The organism is Pseudomonas sp. Tul2A7 (genome assembly GCF_054790505.1).
The window spans coordinates 67,596-86,794 of the sequence record NZ_CP186499.1 but is presented as its reverse complement, the minus strand read 5'-3'; the positions used below and the strand labels follow the sequence as shown (position 1 = coordinate 86,794).

The 19,199-nt window shown below is 58.4% G+C and carries 16 protein-coding genes; 3 read left to right on the top strand and 13 right to left on the bottom strand.

The genetic code is table 11. The features are described 5' to 3' along the window. Positions 1-156: 156 nt before the first annotated feature. The 6 genes from ACOYXJ_RS00480 to ACOYXJ_RS00455 form a co-directional block, all read right to left on the bottom strand. Positions 157-1,692 (bottom strand): hypothetical protein, encoded by a 1,536-nt coding sequence (locus ACOYXJ_RS00480; protein ID WP_150794452.1) that lies wholly within the window; start codon positions 1,690-1,692, stop codon positions 157-159. A 393-nt stretch (positions 1,693-2,085) separates the two neighbouring features. Further along, on the bottom strand, positions 2,086-3,951 hold the full coding sequence (locus ACOYXJ_RS00475) for a hypothetical protein (protein WP_460367347.1): 1,866 nt from the start codon (positions 3,949-3,951) through the stop codon (positions 2,086-2,088). Between the two features lie 169 nt (positions 3,952-4,120). Beyond that, positions 4,121-7,654 (bottom strand): calcium-binding protein, encoded by a 3,534-nt coding sequence (locus ACOYXJ_RS00470; protein ID WP_460367345.1) that lies wholly within the window; start codon positions 7,652-7,654, stop codon positions 4,121-4,123. 226 nt (positions 7,655-7,880) lie between these two features. After that, positions 7,881-8,510 carry a LysE family translocator gene (locus ACOYXJ_RS00465; RefSeq protein WP_460367343.1) on the bottom strand — a complete coding sequence of 210 codons (630 nt, stop codon included), beginning with the start codon at positions 8,508-8,510 and terminating at the stop codon, positions 7,881-7,883. Positions 8,511-8,599: 89 nt separating this feature from the next. Next, entirely contained in the window at positions 8,600-9,949 is a 1,350-nt protein-coding gene (locus ACOYXJ_RS00460) for an NCS2 family permease (protein WP_460367341.1), read from the bottom strand. Positions 9,950-10,246: 297 nt separating this feature from the next. After that, entirely contained in the window at positions 10,247-10,693 is a 447-nt protein-coding gene (locus ACOYXJ_RS00455; RefSeq protein ID WP_150794457.1) for a MarR family winged helix-turn-helix transcriptional regulator, read from the bottom strand. A gap of 82 nt (positions 10,694-10,775) precedes the next feature. Here ACOYXJ_RS00455 and ACOYXJ_RS00450 point away from each other — a divergent pair, with 82 nt between their 5' ends. Beyond that, positions 10,776-11,942: an aminotransferase-like domain-containing protein gene (locus tag ACOYXJ_RS00450; RefSeq protein WP_460367339.1), complete on the top strand. Its 1,167-nt coding sequence runs from the start codon at positions 10,776-10,778 to the stop codon at positions 11,940-11,942. Between the two features lie 159 nt (positions 11,943-12,101). Here the strand turns inward: ACOYXJ_RS00450 and ACOYXJ_RS00445 are convergent, their stop codons facing one another. From ACOYXJ_RS00445 to ACOYXJ_RS00425, 5 genes are all read right to left on the bottom strand, one after another. Beyond that, a complete protein-coding gene (locus tag ACOYXJ_RS00445) occupies positions 12,102-12,473 on the bottom strand; it encodes a glutaredoxin family protein (RefSeq protein ID WP_460367337.1) in 372 nt (123 codons plus the stop codon). Between the two features lie 103 nt (positions 12,474-12,576). Then, positions 12,577-13,122 carry a GTP cyclohydrolase I FolE gene (gene folE, locus ACOYXJ_RS00440; protein ID WP_003204506.1) on the bottom strand — a complete coding sequence of 182 codons (546 nt, stop codon included), beginning with the start codon at positions 13,120-13,122 and terminating at the stop codon, positions 12,577-12,579. 77 nt (positions 13,123-13,199) lie between these two features. Then, entirely contained in the window at positions 13,200-13,757 is a 558-nt protein-coding gene (locus ACOYXJ_RS00435) for a Smr/MutS family protein (RefSeq protein ID WP_038366959.1), read from the bottom strand. Positions 13,758-13,831: 74 nt separating this feature from the next. Continuing rightward, entirely contained in the window at positions 13,832-14,152 is a 321-nt protein-coding gene (locus ACOYXJ_RS00430) for a hypothetical protein (protein WP_007914024.1), read from the bottom strand. A 130-nt stretch (positions 14,153-14,282) separates the two neighbouring features. Beyond that, positions 14,283-14,873, bottom strand: a complete 591-nt coding sequence (locus ACOYXJ_RS00425) for a cysteine hydrolase family protein (RefSeq protein ID WP_007914026.1) — start codon at positions 14,871-14,873, stop codon at positions 14,283-14,285. A gap of 239 nt (positions 14,874-15,112) precedes the next feature. Between ACOYXJ_RS00425 and prmB the strand changes: the two genes are divergently transcribed. Then, entirely contained in the window at positions 15,113-16,021 is a 909-nt protein-coding gene (gene prmB, locus ACOYXJ_RS00420) for a 50S ribosomal protein L3 N(5)-glutamine methyltransferase (protein WP_007914027.1), read from the top strand. Positions 16,022-16,129: 108 nt separating this feature from the next. On the opposite strand, the gene ACOYXJ_RS00415 is transcribed toward prmB, so the two are convergent. After that, the gene (locus tag ACOYXJ_RS00415; RefSeq protein ID WP_110721157.1) at positions 16,130-16,921 is read right to left on the bottom strand and encodes a hypothetical protein; all 792 of its coding nucleotides are present in this window, start codon (positions 16,919-16,921) and stop codon (positions 16,130-16,132) included. Positions 16,922-17,020: 99 nt separating this feature from the next. Beyond that, on the bottom strand, positions 17,021-17,974 hold the full coding sequence (locus ACOYXJ_RS00410; protein WP_460367334.1) for an alpha/beta hydrolase: 954 nt from the start codon (positions 17,972-17,974) through the stop codon (positions 17,021-17,023). 130 nt (positions 17,975-18,104) lie between these two features. Here ACOYXJ_RS00410 and aroC point away from each other — a divergent pair, with 130 nt between their 5' ends. Further along, complete coding sequence (aroC, locus tag ACOYXJ_RS00405) at positions 18,105-19,196, top strand: chorismate synthase (protein WP_099758435.1); 1,092 nt, start codon at positions 18,105-18,107, stop codon at positions 19,194-19,196. The last annotated feature ends 3 nt before the right edge of the window (positions 19,197-19,199 follow it).

Sequence of the window (19,199 nt, the reverse complement as noted above, 5' to 3'; positions counted from 1 at the left end):
ATCGGGAGTGTCGGTGCCGGAACGGGGGCCCGCGGACTGATTCGATCCCGGTCTCGGCGGAGTCGACAAGGTGTCGGGCGATATGGTCAGTGGAATTGGTTTGGGTGGCTTCACCATCCTTGGTGCTCCATTGGGTTATTGGGTTGCAAACGGCTTTCAGCCTTCTCTGACGATGAAGAAACTCTTTTTGCCCGGCCCGGTTGGTTGCACGCCGCCCACCAGATAGATGACCTGTTTCTGGGCCAGGTGGATGTTCAATTCGCGCTGGGCCACGGGGGTCAGCCTTGCCTGAAACGCGGAACCGGAGATTTCGCTGCCTGGTAAGGTGGGGCGAGGAATCGAGTGACCGGTGATGCGCGGCAGTTTCAACACGAACACCGCAGCGACGCCTTCGCGGTGAAAGATCAATGCGCCTTCCTGCAATGCGCGCGAGGACGGATTGAGCGTGTAGCCGTTGTTGCGCAGAAGCGTGCCGAACACGTTGCGCAGATTGGCAGGGGTGGGTGCTGCTGCGTATTCGGCCCATTCACCGGGAAACTTCTGTGGATCGAAATCGATCCGCTGAAACCTATGCGCGTTGGACGGGGGCAAGGAAAGGAGGCCGCCGGGATACAGTGGGTCGGGCTGTGCCGACAGTCTGGGCAACAGCATCAACGGGTCGAGAAGGCCGCGTGTGGTCGGCGCTTCGTTATTGATGCGGTCGTGCCAGTGCCGAAAGGTCAACACCATCATCGACAACGCATGGTTGTCGAGGGCTTTGGATTGTCTGCTGTGATCGAATACCCCGCGTGCGAGGGCGCGCTCGGTATGTTCCGACAAATATTTGAAGGCACTGGAGACGTATTGCGCCATTGGCATTTCGAACGGCAAATGGTTTTCCACGACGTGCCATTGGCCGTCGCGCTGGATTGCCCACTTCGGCTGATGTGAAGGCTCATTGACCAGTACGTGTTCAAAACCGTCGTAGCCCTCGGGCGAAAATCGCGGATGTTGTACGTAAACCAGGCCGGTGTGCGGTTGACCGCCAGTGGAGACAATCGAGAAGTGGGCGCCGTCTATTTCTATCGAGTCGCCCTGTTCCGGTTTGCTGGTTTTCCCCCAGTTTTTCCATTGGCCAGCAGACAGATCCAAAACATTCGGCTGTCGCGAAATCAACGACTCCATCAATGCGTCTGCCCGAGCGGTGTCGGCCTGTTCATGACGCGGCCGTTTGCTCGGCCCCGCCGTTTCAGCAGGCGGGAGCTCTGGATCTGCCTGCGGACGTTTTGCCGTCGTGGATGTCGGCTCTACTCGCCGCCAGAGTTTGCTGGCGGGAATCAGTTCAACCTCAGCGCCAAGCCAGTTTCGGTCATGGGCCGAGGCTTGCCGGTAATGCCCCTCGGGTTGTCTGCGCACCAGCCAGAGACTGCCGTCCTCCATATTGATATACGACGCACCACGTTTGTCGTGACGAAAACCTTCCGGCGTGTGCGGGGTATTCATCAGCAGTGCCGCCAGCTCAGGTGCAATGTTGATGTTGCCGGCCCCCTCCGCAGCACCTGCGTGCGGCGGCGTCGAGTCTGCTGCTCCCGGCGCCGGTTGCGTGGGTTGGACGAGTGAGTGGGGCAGCGGGTCGGGCAGGGCGTTGACGATGACGCTTGGGCGCTGGCCGGGCACATCGGAGGCGATCATCGCTGAGGATGAACCCGGCATCGGACTCCCGCCTGCCGTGTCGGCGATGGGAAGCCCGGTGCCTGCGCGCGTATCCGCCGGGGTGTCTGGCCTCGGCGGAGGCAGTGATGTATCGGCTGACGTTGAAGCCGGAATTTTCTTGGGTGGCTTAGCCATTGAAGTGCTCCGATAAAGCGGCATCCGAGGCTCTGCAGCGGACGCGCCAAAATGATCAGGCGAACTTGCGCCGCAACGATTCTGAAATCGCGCGGCGGGTTTCAAGAGCACTTATGTTCGGCAATCGGCAGTCGTGGCGTGCGGTATATACGTCTTGCTTTTTGGCCAGATGATGCAAGGCATGTCAGTGTTATCGAAGAGTATCCGTGGCCGCTTGGGAACCCTCGAGGCGCGAGACACAGGGGTTCCCGGCGGGCTTCAACGCTCTCTGAGAATGAACACCGAATCGGCGGCCGACTCGGTCTTCAGCACGCCGCCGATCAACCACACCAGATTCTTTTGCGCGTCGGCGCTCGTCAGCGCGAGGTGCGCGGCACTGCCGATGCGTGCGGGCAGATCCGGATCGGCCAACTCGGTACCCGGCAGGGTTTTATGCAACACCAGTTCATGTTTGATCACCCCCAGTTTCAGGAAAAAAACCGTCTCCTGATCTGCGCGTTTGAAGACCAGCGCCGGTCTGCGGTGATCGTGCGTCAGCGGGAAAACGTCATAGCCACTGCGGATCAGCAGGGCGCCGACCAGACGCCGCAGGTTGTAGTCAGAAGGGTCAGCCGAGTAGTGCCGCCATTCGAACGCGAAATGCTGCGGATCGAAGGTGAGCCTGTGCAGTTCACCCTCGACCTGCGGCCGCAGTTTGATGACTTTCCTGCCCGCGATTTCGCTGGTGGAAGCGACGGGCAACAGGTTGAGCGGGTCGGCATAGGCAGGCACCGTGGGGAAGGGCTTGTGGTTCCACTGATGCAACACGGCCTGTATGTTCATCAGTCCGGTGGCCGTGATGGCAGGTGGGTAATCCGACAGTTCGAACAGTCTTCTGGCGACGGCCCGTGAAGTGAACGCGGAGAAATCCACGAAGGTCTCGGCGACGGATTGCGACAACGGCTTCTCGAAGAAGCGTTTGCCCGGTCGCGCCTCGCCCGGCTCATACCCGATGCGAAAGGTTGCAACCGGCTGCAAGTCAGGTGCGTCGCGCAACATCTGTTCAAAGGCATCGAAATACGCCGGTACAAACTCCGGGTGTTGCAGGAAGTACACCTTGGGAAGCCGGTTGGGGGCCGTGCCGATTGGCACGATCGAGTAATGAAGCCAGCCCAATTGCACCGACTCTCCCGATGACGGTGGGTTCAAATGTCCCCACGGCAACCAGAAATATGGTGTTTGATCCGCGTCAGCGGAGGTTGGCTGGTCCGGATCCGCACCTTTATCGAGCCGTGGTCGCTTGCTTGGGCCAGGCTGGGCAGCGTCTGACTCGGCAGTGGGACGCAGGCCGGATGGCGCGGGGGACTGTTCAGTCGGACTGACCGGGACTTTCCGGCGCCAGAGCTTTGTGCCCGGAATCATCTCCACCTCGGCACCGGAGGACGATCGTTCGCTGGCGGATATTTCCTGGTAGTGCCCGTCGCGGCGCTTGCCCACCAGAACCATCCCCCCTTCCATTTCGACGTAGGCTTTATTGTGCTTGTCGTAACGGATTCCGTCCGTCGAAAGTGCCGGCTCCAGCAGAGCAGTCAATTGAGGGGCAAGGTAGGCGGGTGAGCGTGAGGTGGGGGGGGACTCGGCCGAGATCGGTGGTGATTGCCAGCCAGGGCGTTCGATCCGCCAGCGTGGCTGGCCGTCGATTTTCGCCAGGACCGGCCCGGGAACCCCGGGCGCGAAGGAAAGAGGTACGTGGTAGATCCCCTGTGCGTTCTGCTCGACCTGAAAGCGGCCTTCCGTACCTATTTCTGCGTATATGCGCAAATCCGGCCCCTCAAACAGCCCGCTATCCGCGGCACCGAAAGGCGCCAGTTCCGCATAGCGACTGCGCGGCCAGGCGATTTCGTTCCTCGCCGATTCGACGGCCAGTTGCGGCATGTCGCTCACGATCACGGCGGGTCGACTCAAATCAGCGTCAACCTGCACATTCGGTAAATGCGCGAAGGGCGTCGGATCGCCAGGCAGTCGCACGGTGGAAGGGCCGGCTGCCTGAAGACGATTTGTGAGAGGCTCTGCCTCGGGTAGTCGTGTGGTGGCGGGTGTATCGGTACTGGCGGAACCAGCGACTTTCTTTGGGGGCTTGGCCATGAACAACATCCTGTTGATAGGCGTTTCTGAATAAAGGAAATGATCTGTTTGCATTCGCCGGACGCACGCGCTGCCAGCTCCGATGAGTCGGGCCTGGGAAGGTTTCGAGGCGTCAGTGATCGTTGTTGCGGATGATGCAGGTCTGTCGGGCGTTACCCGGCGCAGAGGCTCACGCCGCCGGAACCTCGATCAGTGGAGGTGCCGGGGTTAACAGGCTTGGTCGTTGATGCGTGCAATATCTGAAAACCTGCAGTTGCGAGTAATCGATGACTCGACGCTTGTCGCTATCCAGGATCCATCGCCGCATCGGCAAGCTGTAACTCAGTGTCCCGGGCTCATTGTCGGCCAGGGCGATGTACCTGACTTTCAACACTTTGTCGGCGACCGATGCGAATTCGTCCGGCAACGCCGCCGTCGCATCGGGCTCTTTAAAGAACCGCGCGTCCAGTCCATCCTGATACACCCAGTCAAAGGAGAGGTCGACGGTGTGGACGATGCCCTTTTCGGTGATCACACGCACCTGGTCGATGAGGTCTTCGCTGTCGTAAGTCGGCAGGTGAATAACGCAGGTGCCGATTTGCAACTGGTTGTTTTCGAGGGTGATGTCGACTTTGCCGAGTTCCGTGGCGTCCAGGTCCCAGGTGGATGCAAATGGCAGGCGCAGGCTGGAGCTGGCAAGGGCGCCCGGCGTACACAGACGGATATGCATGTTGGCGGCAAGGTGAACCAGGTACGTCGAGCCCTGGCCTTCCAGTGTGTCCAGCCCGGGCTGGAGCGCATAAGCGTAGAGCTTGGCGCATCCGGCATTGGCCTTCAGTTGGTACGGCTCATTCTGCGCCAGGTCGTAGGCGTAGTCGCCGGGCAGCAGTTGCAGCGGGAGTGAAATCGAAGTGGTCCATTCGGTGAAGGCAAACACGGCAAATTTTGCATCAGCCGGTTGTGCCTCGGTTTCCGGAGTCAGGCGTAAATTCGCTGCGACGCCATCCTTGAAGACCAGTGTCACTTTATGATCGAGATAAGTGTCCATGGCTCTCATGATCTTCAGCAGATTCATCGGGTCCATGCCGCCACGCTTGGTCGAGTAGCCTTTGATGAGTAACGATTTATCTGCAAAGTGGCAGGACAGATCACACCCCACCACCAGGTCGCCATTGGCGTCGGATATTCTGGCGCAGAAGCGGGCCTCGACTTTGCTTAGTTCTGCGCTTGAATAGTCCACAAACAGACGGGTTACCGAATTGCGTTTTTTCGCTAGATAAAGCGTGGTCAGGTCATGGGTTTTCGGGATGAACAAGTCCAGCGGTCTGTCGTCTTTGATGATATGTGTATCGGCGTTAAGAATAATCGGGCCCTGTCGTCTCCCGACTTTGCTAATCACTGCATGTACATCAATGTTCTTGTTGTGTTCGATGGTTTCCGGCAAGTCCGGTACCAGGTGAAAGTCATCCTTGGTGATAAACGTCAGCTTATTGTTTTTCAGCGTGAGCCTGCTATCCACTTGCTGATAAATGTCATGGACGGAAACAACATTCCTGGGCATCTCATAAAAGTCGAATCGTGATGTGATTACCAAGCTGTTTTCTTTGATGGCCCAGCTTTCAATCTGATCCGCTCGCCAGTTCAACGCAATAACGCTGGCCTGTTCACCGTCCTCGAAGATGGCCAGATCGCCAGGGACGTGGGCAATGATGTAAGTATCCATTCCCGCGTTTCCGTGTGCAGAGGCACCGGTGTGAGACAGGACTATCTGGTCATCGCCACCGCCTGCGGTGATCGTGTCCCTGCCTTGGGATCGGATGATATTGGGGCCGTCCGTACCGTTGACGGTTGAAGTGGCGCCACGCACGGTCTCAATGTTTTCAATACTTTCGAGCAAACTATGGAAGGTATGTTTTTTCCCGTCCTCTGCTTCACTGTCTGTCACGCTGACATGCAACGTACCGTATTGCAGGTCGACGTCATAACCGGAGCCTCCGGGCAATCTTGAGATGTAGTTGCCTTCCAGCACCAGCGTATCGTTGCCAGAGCCGCCCCTGATCTTCGAATACCCGGGCACGTCGGCGCCCGTCGCGATCAGCTTCCCGGCCGCTTCGAAGACAAACCGGTCATCCTTTTCGCCTCCCGTGAGATCTTTTATTCCCGCGCCGTAATGAACCGTGTTGGGTTTTTCTTTCACTCCTTTGATCACGTCTTTACCGTCGCCGATGAACCAGATGACGCCTTTGTGCGCTGCGGCGGTTCCAAGTTCTGCGCCGGGAGTATCAGGTGTGACGCCGTCTCGGGCATCGATCGTGTCATCCCTGCCTTTGATTTTTGGCACATCGACCGTTTCCCAACTGTCCTGCTTGGTCCACCAGTTTCTGATCAACCTGCGGCTCGGCTCGAGTTCTACTTCGAATGCGCCGTTGACGACAGCTTCGAGCTTTTTCTCCCAGGTCCCATCGAGCAATCTTCGGGCGGTCCGTTTTAATTGCCGGCTATGTTCAACCGTGGCTTTGGCTATGGAATAGCGGTCCTGGACATCTTTGTCGGGACTCTTTCCCACGAACGAAAACCAGCCTGTACGCCAGCGCTCCTCGTCGGTGAGTTCGATGTAATCATCAATGTCATCGACGATCCGTACGGCGCCATAAATCTGTGAGCCGACGGCAAGCAACGCACCAGCGAGAAGGCCGACCGGCCCGGCGAATGAAAAACCGGCCAGTGCGGCCAGGCCGAGAATCACTGTCATGCCGGCACTGGCGATACTCAAGCCAGCGCTGACGTAATGGTCTATGGCCTCTTTGCCTTTTGCATTGTCGGCAGCATTGAATGACCTGACGGCGGTATAGATATCGAAAGGCAGCGTCAGGGCGCCACCGACCAGGCCTCCGGAGCGGCTCAACCTGATCGCAAATCGGGTTTTGACAAAGTCGGTGTAGGCACTGTGTCCGGCTTTGAGCATCTGCGTCGCGGACCGGGTCACGGCGATATCAACGGCAATGGAACCCAGCTCGGAGGCGAGGCCGGTGGTGTTGATCACGATCTCGTCGGTATTGTTGGTTCTTATCCCGTCATAAATTCCGCGCAAGCCCATGTAAATTCCAAACCCTTGAATACCGAGGCTCGAACCCAGCGTCGTCGTACTTTTGGCGATATTGACCCAGCGATGTGTTTTTCGGGGTAATTGCGCGTGTCTGAGATCGAGTCTCTGTGCCGCATTCAAGAGTTTCTGCAGTTTGCCGCGATAGCCGTCCGCATCGATCTCCTCGCCAACTGCTTCTTTCATTACAGGAGGCGCCGTCAGTGGACGTCGGCTGGCAACTTCGAATAGCAGCGACGGCAATAGATAACTGTCTGTACCCGCCGATTGCCGCATCTGCAGTTCGACATTGGCCGGGTTGAACTGTAACGAGTTGATGAAAGAGCGCTTCGGTGTGCGGAAAAAAGTGTTTCGACCGTTCAAGGACTGACCGTCGATCGTGGCGCCCAATATATCGAGGGAAACGCGGGTCACCGATAGCGAACCAATCTCGATCGGACCGAACAAGTCATCGACCATTTTCAGTTGAGCGGTCTTTGCAGGGTTTTTTGGCAGCGCTGAATTGTCCGACTCACTGGTCAAATCCAGAGTCGAAGTTGTTTTTTCATTGGTATGAATATCGATGTCGTTAATGACGACGGTGTCATGGTGTATGACGGAGTCTTGAATCAATGTGGCCATTTGAACATCCTTGTTCAGGGCAATTTGTTGTACGGAATAGACGTGATGTTATGAGCAAATCCTTGTTGCTGTATATCGATGGGGTATTGCGATGTATTACGATTGGGCGCTCATCAGGCCGGGCAATTAATGCCGCTACGCAGTACCGGGGATGAGAAACCACCCTGGATATTTAAATGCAGGGTGGTTGTCATTGGCGGTTGTTCAATGCACGGGTTTATTTCAATCAGTGGCTGCTGAGCAAAGACGCGGCGCCTGCTCCACCAAACAAACCGGCGCTGATCCGGTTGAACCAACTTTGTCCCTTGCCGCTACGCAAGTAGCGCGCTGCGCCATGGGCGCCAAGGCCGTATGACAGCTTGCACAGCAGATCCAGCACGGTCCAGGTAGCGATCATGACCAGTAACTGCGGCAGGAATGGTTGTTCGGCGTTGAGAAATTGGGGCAGGAAGGCGGCGAAGAACAGGATGTCTTTCGGATTGCTTGCACCCAGCACGAAGGCGCGCCCGAACAGTGCGCGGAAGCGTGGTACGGCCGCTGTTTGCGGGACTTCGGCACCCGTCGATGGCTGGCGCGATTGCTGCCAGCTCTGCCAGGCGAGGTAGAACAAGTAAAGAGCGCCGACAATTTTAAGAGCGCTGAACAGCTGTTCCGATGCCAGCAGTAGCGCGCCCAGGCCCAGCGCCGAGGCACTGAGCAAGCAGATCGATGCTGTTACCCCGCCAAGAAACGCCGGGTAAGAACGGCGCAAACCGTAATTCAGACTGTTGCTGATCATCAGCAGTGACAGTGGCCCCGGAATGAGGATCACCACTAATGCAGCGCCGCTGAACAGCAGCCAGGTTTCCAGACTCATCACTTTCCTCCTTTTTTGTTGGTATCGAGAATGTGCAAAAGCCCCACCCGCGAGGGTGAGGCCGTTTTGAAGCTTGAACCGCGGGCCGCTTACAAGAAGATGAACTTGGCGATGAAAATCGCGCAGAGCACCCACAGGCTGACGGAAATTTCCTTGTACTTGCCGGTACCGGCCTTCAACGCCACATAGGTGATGAAGCCCAGCGCGATGCCGTCGGCGACCGAGAAGGTCAGTGGCATCATGATCGCGGTGACGATGGCCGGGATGGCGTCAGTGGCTTCGTCCCATTCGATGTGGGCCATGCCGCCCATCATCAGCATCGCCACGTAGATCAGCGCACCGGCGGTGGCGTAAGCGGGAATCATGCCGGCCAGCGGTGCGAAAAACATTGCCGCTATAAATAGCACACCTACGGTGACTGCGGTAAGACCAGTCCGACCACCAGCGGCTACGCCGGCAGCACTTTCTACATAGCTGGTGACAGGTGGAACACCGACCACGGCGCCGAAGACGCTGGAGGCACTGTCGGCTTTCATCGCCCGGGAGAGGTTTTCGATACGGCCGTCGGCATTGACCAGATTGGCGCGCTGGGCAACGCCCATCAGCGTGCCGGCGGTGTCGAACATGTGCACAAAGAGGAAGGCGAGTACCACGCTGATCATGCTGACGTTGAACACGCCGGCCACGTTCATCGCCATGAAGGTCGGGGCCAGGCTCGGCGGAGTCGACATGATCCCTTCGTAATGCACGATGCCCAGGCCCCAACCGGCCAGGGTCACGGTGATGATGCTGATGAGGATCGCGCCGAAGACACGGTGATAACTGAGGATCGCGATCATCAGAAAGCAGATGGCCGCGAGCAGCGGGCCAGGCTCGCGCAGGGAGCCGATTTTGATCAGCGTCGCCGGACTATCGACGACGATGCCTGCAGTTTTCAGGCCGATCAGACCTAGGAACAGACCGACACCGGCACCCATCGCAAAGCGCAGGCTGACCGGAATGCTGTTGAGCAACCACTCACGAATCCGCGAGAAAGTCAGGATCATGAACAGCACACCCGAGACGAACACCGCGCCCAGCGCAGTTTCCCAGTTGTAGCCCATGGTGCCGACCACGGTGTAGGTGAAAAACGCATTGAGGCCCATGCCCGGCGCCAGACCCACTGGCCAGTTGGCGTACAGGCCCATCAACAGGCAGCCCAGTGCAGCGGCGATACAGGTGGCGACGAAGGCTGCACCGTGATCGATCCCGGCATCGGCCATGATGTTCGGGTTGACGAAGATGATGTAGGCCATGGTGATGAAGGTTGTCAGACCGGCAATCAGCTCGGTCTTCACCGTGGTGCCATGCAAGCTGAGTTTAAACAGACGTTCCAGCAGGCCACTGCGTAATGGTGGCGAGAGGTCCAGCGTCGATGCTTCGGATTTGCGGCTTTCCACAGCGAGTACTCCTCAAGAGTTTTATTGTTATTTCCAGGGCCGGACCCATGAGGGGTGGCAGCGACCTTTGAGGCATACGCGAATTTGTTGACCATGCGGTCAGGAACTCGCACGCTGTGGATTATGCTTTTGTGTACAAATAAAGCAAATATTGTTTTTGGTTTTGTTTACGAAAGTTCCGTCGATAGCGATATATCGCCCTTGAGGGCCCCATCGCTGGCAAGCCAGCTCCCACAATGATCTCTGGTGTCCACAAAACCTGTGGGAGCTGGCTTGCCAGCGATGAGGCCCGAACAATCAATCGATAACTGTCTGGGTATTCCCCAAAGCCAAGTTCACCGCCAGCCAGCCATTCACCGCCGCCTCACCAGCCTCGGCAAACACCCGCTCCAGCAATTTCACCTGCTCACGGCGCAACGCCTGCTCAAATTTCGCACCTTCCGCCGTCAACTCCAGGAGCCGCTTACGCTTGTCAGCCTCGGACGCCACGCTGTCGACCAGATGCATTTCCTGCAACTGCCGCAACGGCATGTTCAAGGCTTGTTTGCTTACGCCGAGCAATCCGAGCAATTCCTTCACGCTCAAATTCGGGTAACGCGCGATGAAAAACACAATGCGCTGATGCACCCGCGACAGCCCACGGCGCTCGAGCATTTCATCAGCCTTGGCGGTGAAGGCCTGATAGCCGAAGAAAAACGCTTCCATCGCCTGTTGTTGGCTTGCAGGGTTTTTAAGGTCAAGCATGTTGACGTACTCGCTCAAGCTGTCGTAATTTCAGTCAACCAGTTTGACTCATTTTTCACATCCTTTGCTACCGGTGACCGCCATGGCTTTTTCCGAACGTGTCTCGCGCCTTAAAAGTTCTTTGATCCGTGAAATACTCGCCGCCGCCCAGCGTCCGGAGGTCATGTCGTTCGCTGGCGGCTTGCCCGCCGAAGCCATGCTGCCAAAAGTCGAATGGGCGGACATGCCGCTGGCGCTCGGTCAATACGGCATGAGCGAAGGCGAACCGGCGTTGCGCGAAGCGTTGGCGGCAGAGGCGAGGGCGCTTGGCCTGGATTGCGCGGCGAGTCAGGTTCTGGTGGTCAGTGGTTCCCAGCAAACCCTCGATCTGGCAGCCAAGTTGTACATTGACAAGGGCACGGAAATTTTGCTGGAGGCGCCGACCTATCTCGCTGCGCTGCAAATCTTCCAGCTGTTTGGCGCCGATTGCCTGACCGTGGCGCAGGAGTCCGACGGCCCGAATCTGGCGCAATTGCGCGAGCGGCTGGAGCAGCGACGTCCGGCGTTCATCTATCTGATTCCAACATTCCAGAACCCGTCCGCCGTCCGCTACAGCGAGGCGAAGCGTGCTGCCGTCGCCGCATTGCTCGATGAATTCGGCGTCACCCTGATCGAAGATGAACCCTATCGTGAACTGACTTTCGATGGCGGTAGCGCCAAACCGATTGCCGGGCGTCTGAAGACGGCGAGCTGGATTTACACCGGCACCGTGTCGAAAACCCTGCTGCCCGGTTTGCGCGTTGGCTACCTGATCGCCAGCCCGGACCTGTTCCCGCATCTGCTCAAGCTCAAACAATCGGCAGATCTGCACACCAACCGCATCGGTCAGTGGCAGGCGCTGCAATGGATCGGCACGGAGAAGTATCAGCAGCACTTGAGCGAATTGCGTGGGTTCTATCGGCAGCGGCGCGATGTCTTTCAAGCAGCGCTGGAAAGGCATTTTTCTGATCTGGCGGATTGGAACATGCCGCAGGGCGGGCTGTTTTTCTGGCTGACGTTGAAGCAACCGCTGGATACGCGAACGTTGCTCAACGAGGCATTGGCCAATGATGTGGCGTTCATGCCGGGTGAGCCGTTCTTTCCGGAGCCGGATAACCATCATGGGCATTTGCGCCTGAATTTCAGCCATATCGATCCGGCGCGACTGGATGAAGGTTTGAAGCGATTAGCGACGGTGGTGCGGCGGGCGCAGGTAGATAAAGCGGCTTGAAAACAAATAAACCGGCTCGAGGGCCGGTTTATTTTCGTTTGAGATTTTTGGTGCCTGTAATGACCTCATCGCGAGCAGGCTCACTCCTACAGGGGAACGCATTCCAAATGTAGGAGTGAGCCTGCTCGCGATAGGGCCATCAAGCCTGATGCAGATGCATCAGACCGCCGCAAACCGCTTGTCCAGATAATCAATAATCACCTTGGACTCATACATCCACGTCGTCTGCCCATTCTCTTCAATGCGCAGGCAAGGCACCTTGATTCGGCCACCCTGTTCCAGCAGCGCCTGACGATCCTGCTCGTTGTTCTTCGCATCCTTCAGCGCCACCGGCACATTCAGGCGACGCAGCGTACGGCGGGTTTTCACGCAGAACGGGCAAGCATGGAACTGATACAGGGTCAGGCCTTGCGCGGCGGCATTGATCTGGGCCTGAGTTTCGGCAGGGCGCTGTTTCTTGCCCGGACGAGTAATGAAGTCGATGAAAATAACCAGTTGGCCGAGGCCGACACGAAGCGCTTTGACGAACACGTTGAAGCCTCACGGTGCAAATAAAGAAAGGCGCGCAGCTTACCCGATTTTTCACGGGCGAAAAAAAACCGGCGATGAATGCCGGTTTTCTTCGTGCAGCAAATTACTTGATCAGGCTGAGAAACTCGCTGCGAGTCGCGGCGTTTTCACGGAACTCGCCGAGCATCACCGAGGTGATCATCGAAGAATTCTGCTTCTCGACACCGCGCATCATCATGCACATGTGCTTGGCCTCGATCACCACCGCCACGCCCAGTGCACCAGTCACTTGCTGCACCGCATCGGCGATCTGCCGGCTGAGGTTTTCCTGAATCTGCAAGCGGCGAGCGTACATATCAACGATCCGCGCGACCTTCGACAGGCCCAGCACTTTGCCGCTCGGGATGTACGCAACGTGCGCCTTGCCGATGAACGGCAGCAGGTGGTGTTCGCACAACGAGTACAACTCGATGTCCTTGACCAGCACCATTTCGCTGTTGTCGGAGCTGAACAGGGCACCGTTGGTGACCTCTTCGAGCGTCTGTTCATAACCGCGGCAGAGGTACTGCATGGCTTTGGCGGCACGCTTTGGCGTGTCGAGCAGGCCCTCGCGGGACACGTCCTCGCCCAATTGGCCGAGAATCGCGGTGTAATTCTGTTCCAGGGACATGAAACTACCTGTGGGGATTTTCGCAAAGGGCAAGGGTACGGTGGCGGACACAACCCTGCAAGTTCGGTGTAACGGGATTATTCGTCGCGACCTTCCATCATGGTGCGTTTAAGCATCACGTAAACCGCACCGGCCCCGCCGTGTTTCGCCTGGCACGAGCAGAAACCCAGCACTTGCGCGTGCTGGCGTAACCAGGTGTTGACGTGGCTTTTGATCATCGGCCGCTTGCCGTCCAGGCGCACAGCCTTGCCGTGGGTGACGCGCACGCAGCGGATTTCGAATTTGGTCGCTTCGGCGAGAAACGCCCAGAGCGTTTCGCGGGCCTTTTCCACGCTCATGCCGTGCAGGTCGAGGCTGCCCTCGAACGGAATCTGGCCGACCTTGAGCTTGCGCATCTGACTTTCCTGCACGCCGTCACGGGACCACATCAACTCGTCTTCCGGGCCGACATCAATCACAAACTGATCGGACAGGCCATCAACGGTAGCGGTGTCGGTGCGCACGGTGGCGGACTGGCGCAGCTTGGCGATCTGTGCGCGGTCAGCCTTGGGTTTGCCGGTGTCGGCGCGGTCGTGCTTGATCGGCTTGACGCCTTGGATCGCACTTTTGAACAGGGAAAAATCGTCGTCTTGCATGTCAGCCTCCGCGAAGGGCGGCCAGTTTACCCAAGTCGAAACAAAACGGCCCGGCAAAAAGCCAGGCCGGTGAGTCAGTCGTGTTTTTTCATCAGGTGCGGGGACATGTTCAGTTCCCGCGATTGCCGTGCGCGACGGCGGCAGCGGCGCCACAGGGCGACACCGAAATACAGAAACAGCAAACCGACCGCCAGAATGATCGCCGAGCCCATCGGCGTAGCATTCAAGTCACCGAGCGCTGGCGGGCGCCCGAGCAGGCTGGCCGCCCCGGCCATCGCCAACAGCACGCCGAACGTCGCCAGAATGGCGGCGATCGCTGCGCCGAATCGAAAACGCCAGTTGCTTTGGCCTTTGGGCCGCAAGCGGCGTGCGTCAAATCCATCGGATAACTTCATTCCGACCTTCCTCAATGGGTATCGGCCCTTCGACCGGGAGTTGACCGGGTTGTTCCTGAGGCTATGGCATTTGCGGCAAATGAGAGGATTTTGCGGATGAGCGGCGCCGTGAGCCGCTCATCAGAGCAGATCAGATCAGGTCTTGAGTCAGTGCGAGGGTGGCGAAGTTGTCCGCCATGATCGCCATTTCGGCTTCCTGCACAACGGCGGCGCTGAGCACGCGGCCCTTGAACGGCAAGTCGCGGGTGGCGCAGGCGTCTTCCACCAGGGTGCAACGGAAGCCCAGGTTCTTCGCTGCACGTACGGTGGTGCTGACGCTGGAATGGCTCATGAAACCGCAGACGATCAAGTCGAGCGAGCCAAGGTTTTGCAGACGATCGAGCAACTCGGTGCCGTGGAACGCGCTCGGCAGCAGTTTGCCAATAATGGTTTCATCACCTTGTGGCTCAAGGCCGGGGATGAATTCGCCGCGTTCGCCCTGCGGGTCGAACAGGCCACCGACGGTGCCGAGGTGACGCACGTGCACGATCGGCCGACCGGCTGCACGGGCTGCGGCAACCACTTGTTTGATGTTCGCGACGGCCGCGTCCATGCCGCTCAGGGCCAGCGGGCCACTGAGATACTCTTTCTGGGCATCGATGATGACCACGGTGGCATGGCTCAGTGTGGCCGCTGCATAACCGCGACCGCTGAGTTGAAACATCGTTTTTGGAACGGACATTCTGGGGCTCCTTGGGGTGGGGCTTTTGCGACATTGTCCTCTGGCTGAGCGGTTCTGTGAATCGCTACCATCGTAGGCACCGTCGTTATTGGCCTGCAGCCTTGTCAAGTTACACGTTCTGTTCAATAGCTGATGCAAAAAACAGAAAACTCCTACCGTCGCTGCGATGTTTTTCCTGCGTCGTCGTCAGGCGTTTTGGCTGGTAGAATCGCCAGTCGTTTTTTCTGGAGTTCTGCCCCGTGATCACTTCCCGACTTCGTACCCTGCGCGACCACATCCGTTGGGCCGTCAGCCGCTTCCATGGGGAGGATCTGTTTTTCGGCCATGGCACCGACAATGCCTGGGACGAAGCGCGGCAACTGGTGCTCGGCGCTTTGCACCTGCCGTGGGAAATCGCCGACAGCTACCTCGATTGCGCGCTGGAAGACGATGAGCTGGTCAATTTGCAGCGTTTGCTCAAGCGCCGTATCGAAGAGCGCATTCCCACCGCTTACCTGTTGGGCGAGGCGTGGTTCTGCGGCATGTCGTTTATCGTCGATGAGCGTGTGTTGATCCCGCGTTCACCGATTGGCGAACTGATCGAAAACCACTTTGCCCCGTGGATCGGCACCGAACCTGCGCGCATTCTCGACCTGTGCACCGGTTCCGGTTGCATCGGTATCGCCTGCGCCTACGAGTTCCAGAACGCCGAAGTGGTGCTGGCGGATCTGTCGTTCGAAGCGCTGGAAGTGGCCAACCAGAACATCGAGCGGCATGGTGTCGATGAGCGCGTCTATACCGTTCAGGGTGATGGTTTTGATGGTTTGCCGGGTCAGCGTTTCGACCTGATCGTGTCGAACCCGCCTTACGTGGATGCGGAAGATTTCGCTGACATGCCGGACGAATATCAGCATGAACCGGAGCTGGGTCTGGCCTGTGGTGATGATGGGCTGAACCTGGTTCGACGCATGCTCGCTGAAGCGGCGGATCACCTGACCGAGAAGGGCTTGCTGATCGTTGAAGTGGGCAACAGCCAGGTGCACGTTGACGCGCTGTACCCGGAAGTCGATTTCGCCTGGCTCGAATTCGAGCGCGGCGGGCATGGCGTGTTCATGCTGACGGCGGAGCAGTGCCGCGATCATCAGGCGCTGTTCGCTTCCCGCGTTTAACCGGCCGATCGTTCCCACGCGGAGCGTGGGAACGATCAAGCACAGGAAAATGCATTCCAAGGTGGGAGCGAGCCTGCTCGCGAATGGCCGCGACTCGGGTTCAAGCTGTTACCGGTGTGTGGCAATCCAGATCAACAACCCCGCCTGAAACACCGCAAACGCCACCAGACACGTGATGGTGAAACGCAACCCGGCATCTTCACGCTTGAACTTGCTGACCTTGTCTTCCTGCTTCTTCAGCTTCACTTCCTGCTCGGCCAGATTCTGCTCGGCCTGCTGAAGCATCTGCGCCGCTTCAAGAATTTCGACGATCTGCAGCTTTTCGCTGTTCCAGTCGCCGAGCAAATCGCCAACCTGCACTTCCTTGACGCTGCCCTTCAAATGCTGGGCATCGGCGTACACCACATCAAACCCGTGCACGCGCAAAAAGTGATCGCGACGCAGACGCGTGTCTTCGTTCAGCGCGTCCTTGTTGTTCAAGTCCATGCCGTCGACGGTGTAGGTCGGCCAACGCTTTTTCGCCCAATTGATGCCTTGCGCGGCCATGTAACGGCCGATGCCACGGTTCATCGGTTCGATCTGCAAGCCGCTGTCGGGGCCGAAGTGCACACGCTTGGTGGTGTGATCGACCCACACGTCCAGCTGATTCTGCTCTTTGCGCACACGCTGGCCGGGCAGTTTGATCGCCATGCGCATCAGGCTTTTTTCTTTGCTGTTGCGCTCGGCGTAACCGAATTCGACGAAGCGCAATGGCCGCCCGCCAGTGTTGCGATCAGTTTGCAGCGGGGCCAGGCGGAGCATCTTGTGGTGCTCGACGTGGACATCCGCCCACGGCAGCTCGACCGCTGGCGGTGCGTCTTTTTCAGCGGTGGTGTCGGGTGAAGTCTGGGTATCAGTCATAACGGCGAGATCCTGTCCAAGCCCTGCTTGTCGCCAGCTGTTGCGCTGGCGACAAAGGCTTATCGGCCGTTTTTTGCAGGACTAGAGGGCAAACAACGCTTAACTGGCGCGAAGTCCGTCAATAAACTCGATGATCTTGCTGCCCAGTTCCGCTGCCAGCGGCAAATTTGGATCCTTGTACGAAGCCAATTGCCGCTTCATATCGTTGTGAACGATGCGCATGACATGGTTCATGCCGTCGATCACCGCGAGTTCGGCGTCGGGTTTGGCGGCCTTTAGCGCTTGCGCATCGCCAACGCCGACCTGCATGTCGTTGCTGCCCTGAACGATCAGCGCCGGCATCTGCAATTGCGCGAAGGCTTTTGCCGGATCCTGACGGAACAGCGAAATCAGATACGGCTGCACGCTCGGGCGGAAAATCACCTGCAACGGTTGCGGCACATTGTCATCGGTGTTGCCAGCCTTGAGGCTGTCGAGCAATTCATTGCTGCGCAGCATCAGCGGCGGTGGCAGGCTGCGGGCCAGTTGCTCGCGGATCACCTGATCGACCGGACGGGCGCTGCCGGACAGGGAAATCACCGCCGTCGCATCGACTTTCGGCGCGGCGAGGCTGGCAATCAGCGCGCCTTCACTGTGGCCGAGCAGGATCAATTTGCCGAAACGCGGATCGGCCTTGAGCTTCTGCCCCCACGCCACCGCGTCCGCCGCGTAGGCTTCTACCGACAAATTGCGCTCATCCGGCGTCGCCGCCAGGCTCGCCGCAACTCCGCGCTTGTCGTAACGCACGCTGGCGATGTTGTGTTTGGCCAGCACCCACGCCAAGCGTTTTAGGCTGTCGTTGCGCCCACCGTCGGGGTTGTTTCCGTCACGATCCGTAGGACCTGAGCCAGAAATAATCAGGACAACCGGCACAGGGTTGTCGGACTTCGGCAGCAACAGCGAGCCGAAAAGCTCACCGGTACCGGTATCCAAAGTGACCGGACGTTGTAGGACCGTAGCTTGGGCAAAGCCTGTAAAGAGGGTAAGACTCAAGATCAAAACTCGCAGCATCATCACGCCATCATTCGCCAAGGTGCCGGTTGGACTCGCCAGCACCACTAAGGTTCGAGGATGAACTACTCGGTTAGCCTGCGTATACTGGCGCGCATCACGAATTTGGGTTTGATTTCACGGAGCGTCCTGCATGTCCGGCAATACCTACGGCAAGTTGTTCACTGTCACCACCGCTGGCGAAAGCCATGGTCCGGCGTTGGTCGCCATTGTCGACGGCTGCCCGCCGGGCCTGGAGATCTCCCTCGAAGACCTGCAGCGCGACCTCGATCGCCGCAAGCCCGGCACCAGCCGCCACACCACCCAGCGTCAGGAAGCCGACGAAGTCGAAATCCTCTCTGGCGTGTTCGAAGGGCGCACCACCGGTTGCTCGATCGGCCTGCTGATCCGCAACACCGACCAGAAGTCCAAGGACTACTCGGCGATCAAGGATCTGTTCCGCCCGGCCCACGCCGACTACACCTACCACCACAAATACGGCGAACGCGACTACCGTGGCGGTGGCCGCAGTTCGGCGCGCGAAACCGCGATGCGCGTGGCGGCCGGGGCGATCGCCAAGAAATACCTGGCCACCCAGGGCATCGTCATCCGTGGCTACATGAGCCAGCTCGGCCCGATCGAAATCCCGTTCAAGACCTGGGACTCGGTGGAAGATAACGCCTTCTTCAGTCCGGATCCGGACAAAGTCCCGGAGCTGGAAGCCTACATGGACCAGTTGCGCCGTGATCAGGACTCGGTTGGGGCGAAGATCACCGTCGTTGCCGAAGGTGTGATGCCGGGCCTGGGCGAGCCGATTTTTGACCGTCTCGACGCCGAACTGGCCCATGCGCTGATGAGCATCAACGCCGTTAAAGGCGTGGAAATCGGCGCCGGTTTCGCCTCGGTTGCCCAGCGCGGTACCGAACACCGCGATGAAATGACTCCGGAAGGTTTCCTCAGCAACAACGCGGGCGGCATCCTTGGCGGTATTTCCTCCGGTCAGCCGATCGTTGCCCATTTGGCGCTGAAGCCGACGTCGAGCATCACCACCCCGGGTCGTTCGATCGATATCCACGGCAACCCTGTGGACGTGATCACCAAGGGCCGTCACGACCCGTGCGTCGGTATCCGCGCCACGCCGATTGCCGAAGCGATGATGGCCATCGTGCTGATGGATCACTTGCTGCGTCACCGTGGCCAGAACGCCGATGTGCGCGTGAGCACGCCGGTGCTGGGTCAGCTTTGATGG

Coding starts and splice junctions, on each gene's coding strand:
- ACOYXJ_RS00435 (WP_038366959.1), bottom strand. CDS start 13,757: ATGCAAGACGACGATTTTTCCCTGTTCAAAAGTGCGATCCAAGGCGTC.
- ACOYXJ_RS00410 (WP_460367334.1), bottom strand. CDS start 17,974: ATGATGCTGCGAGTTTTGATCTTGAGTCTTACCCTCTTTACAGGCTTT.
- ACOYXJ_RS00450 (WP_460367339.1), top strand. CDS start 10,776: ATGGCTTTTTCCGAACGTGTCTCGCGCCTTAAAAGTTCTTTGATCCGT.
- ACOYXJ_RS00455 (WP_150794457.1), bottom strand. CDS start 10,693: ATGCTTGACCTTAAAAACCCTGCAAGCCAACAACAGGCGATGGAAGCG.
- ACOYXJ_RS00430 (WP_007914024.1), bottom strand. CDS start 14,152: ATGAAGTTATCCGATGGATTTGACGCACGCCGCTTGCGGCCCAAAGGC.
- ACOYXJ_RS00425 (WP_007914026.1), bottom strand. CDS start 14,873: ATGTCCGTTCCAAAAACGATGTTTCAACTCAGCGGTCGCGGTTATGCA.
- ACOYXJ_RS00465 (WP_460367343.1), bottom strand. CDS start 8,510: ATGAGTCTGGAAACCTGGCTGCTGTTCAGCGGCGCTGCATTAGTGGTG.
- ACOYXJ_RS00475 (WP_460367347.1), bottom strand. CDS start 3,951: ATGGCCAAGCCCCCAAAGAAAGTCGCTGGTTCCGCCAGTACCGATACA.
- aroC (WP_099758435.1), top strand. CDS start 18,105: ATGTCCGGCAATACCTACGGCAAGTTGTTCACTGTCACCACCGCTGGC.
- ACOYXJ_RS00480 (WP_150794452.1), bottom strand. CDS start 1,692: ATGCCGGGTTCATCCTCAGCGATGATCGCCTCCGATGTGCCCGGCCAG.
- ACOYXJ_RS00415 (WP_110721157.1), bottom strand. CDS start 16,921: ATGACTGATACCCAGACTTCACCCGACACCACCGCTGAAAAAGACGCA.
- folE (WP_003204506.1), bottom strand. CDS start 13,122: ATGTCCCTGGAACAGAATTACACCGCGATTCTCGGCCAATTGGGCGAG.
- ACOYXJ_RS00470 (WP_460367345.1), bottom strand. CDS start 7,654: ATGGCCACATTGATTCAAGACTCCGTCATACACCATGACACCGTCGTC.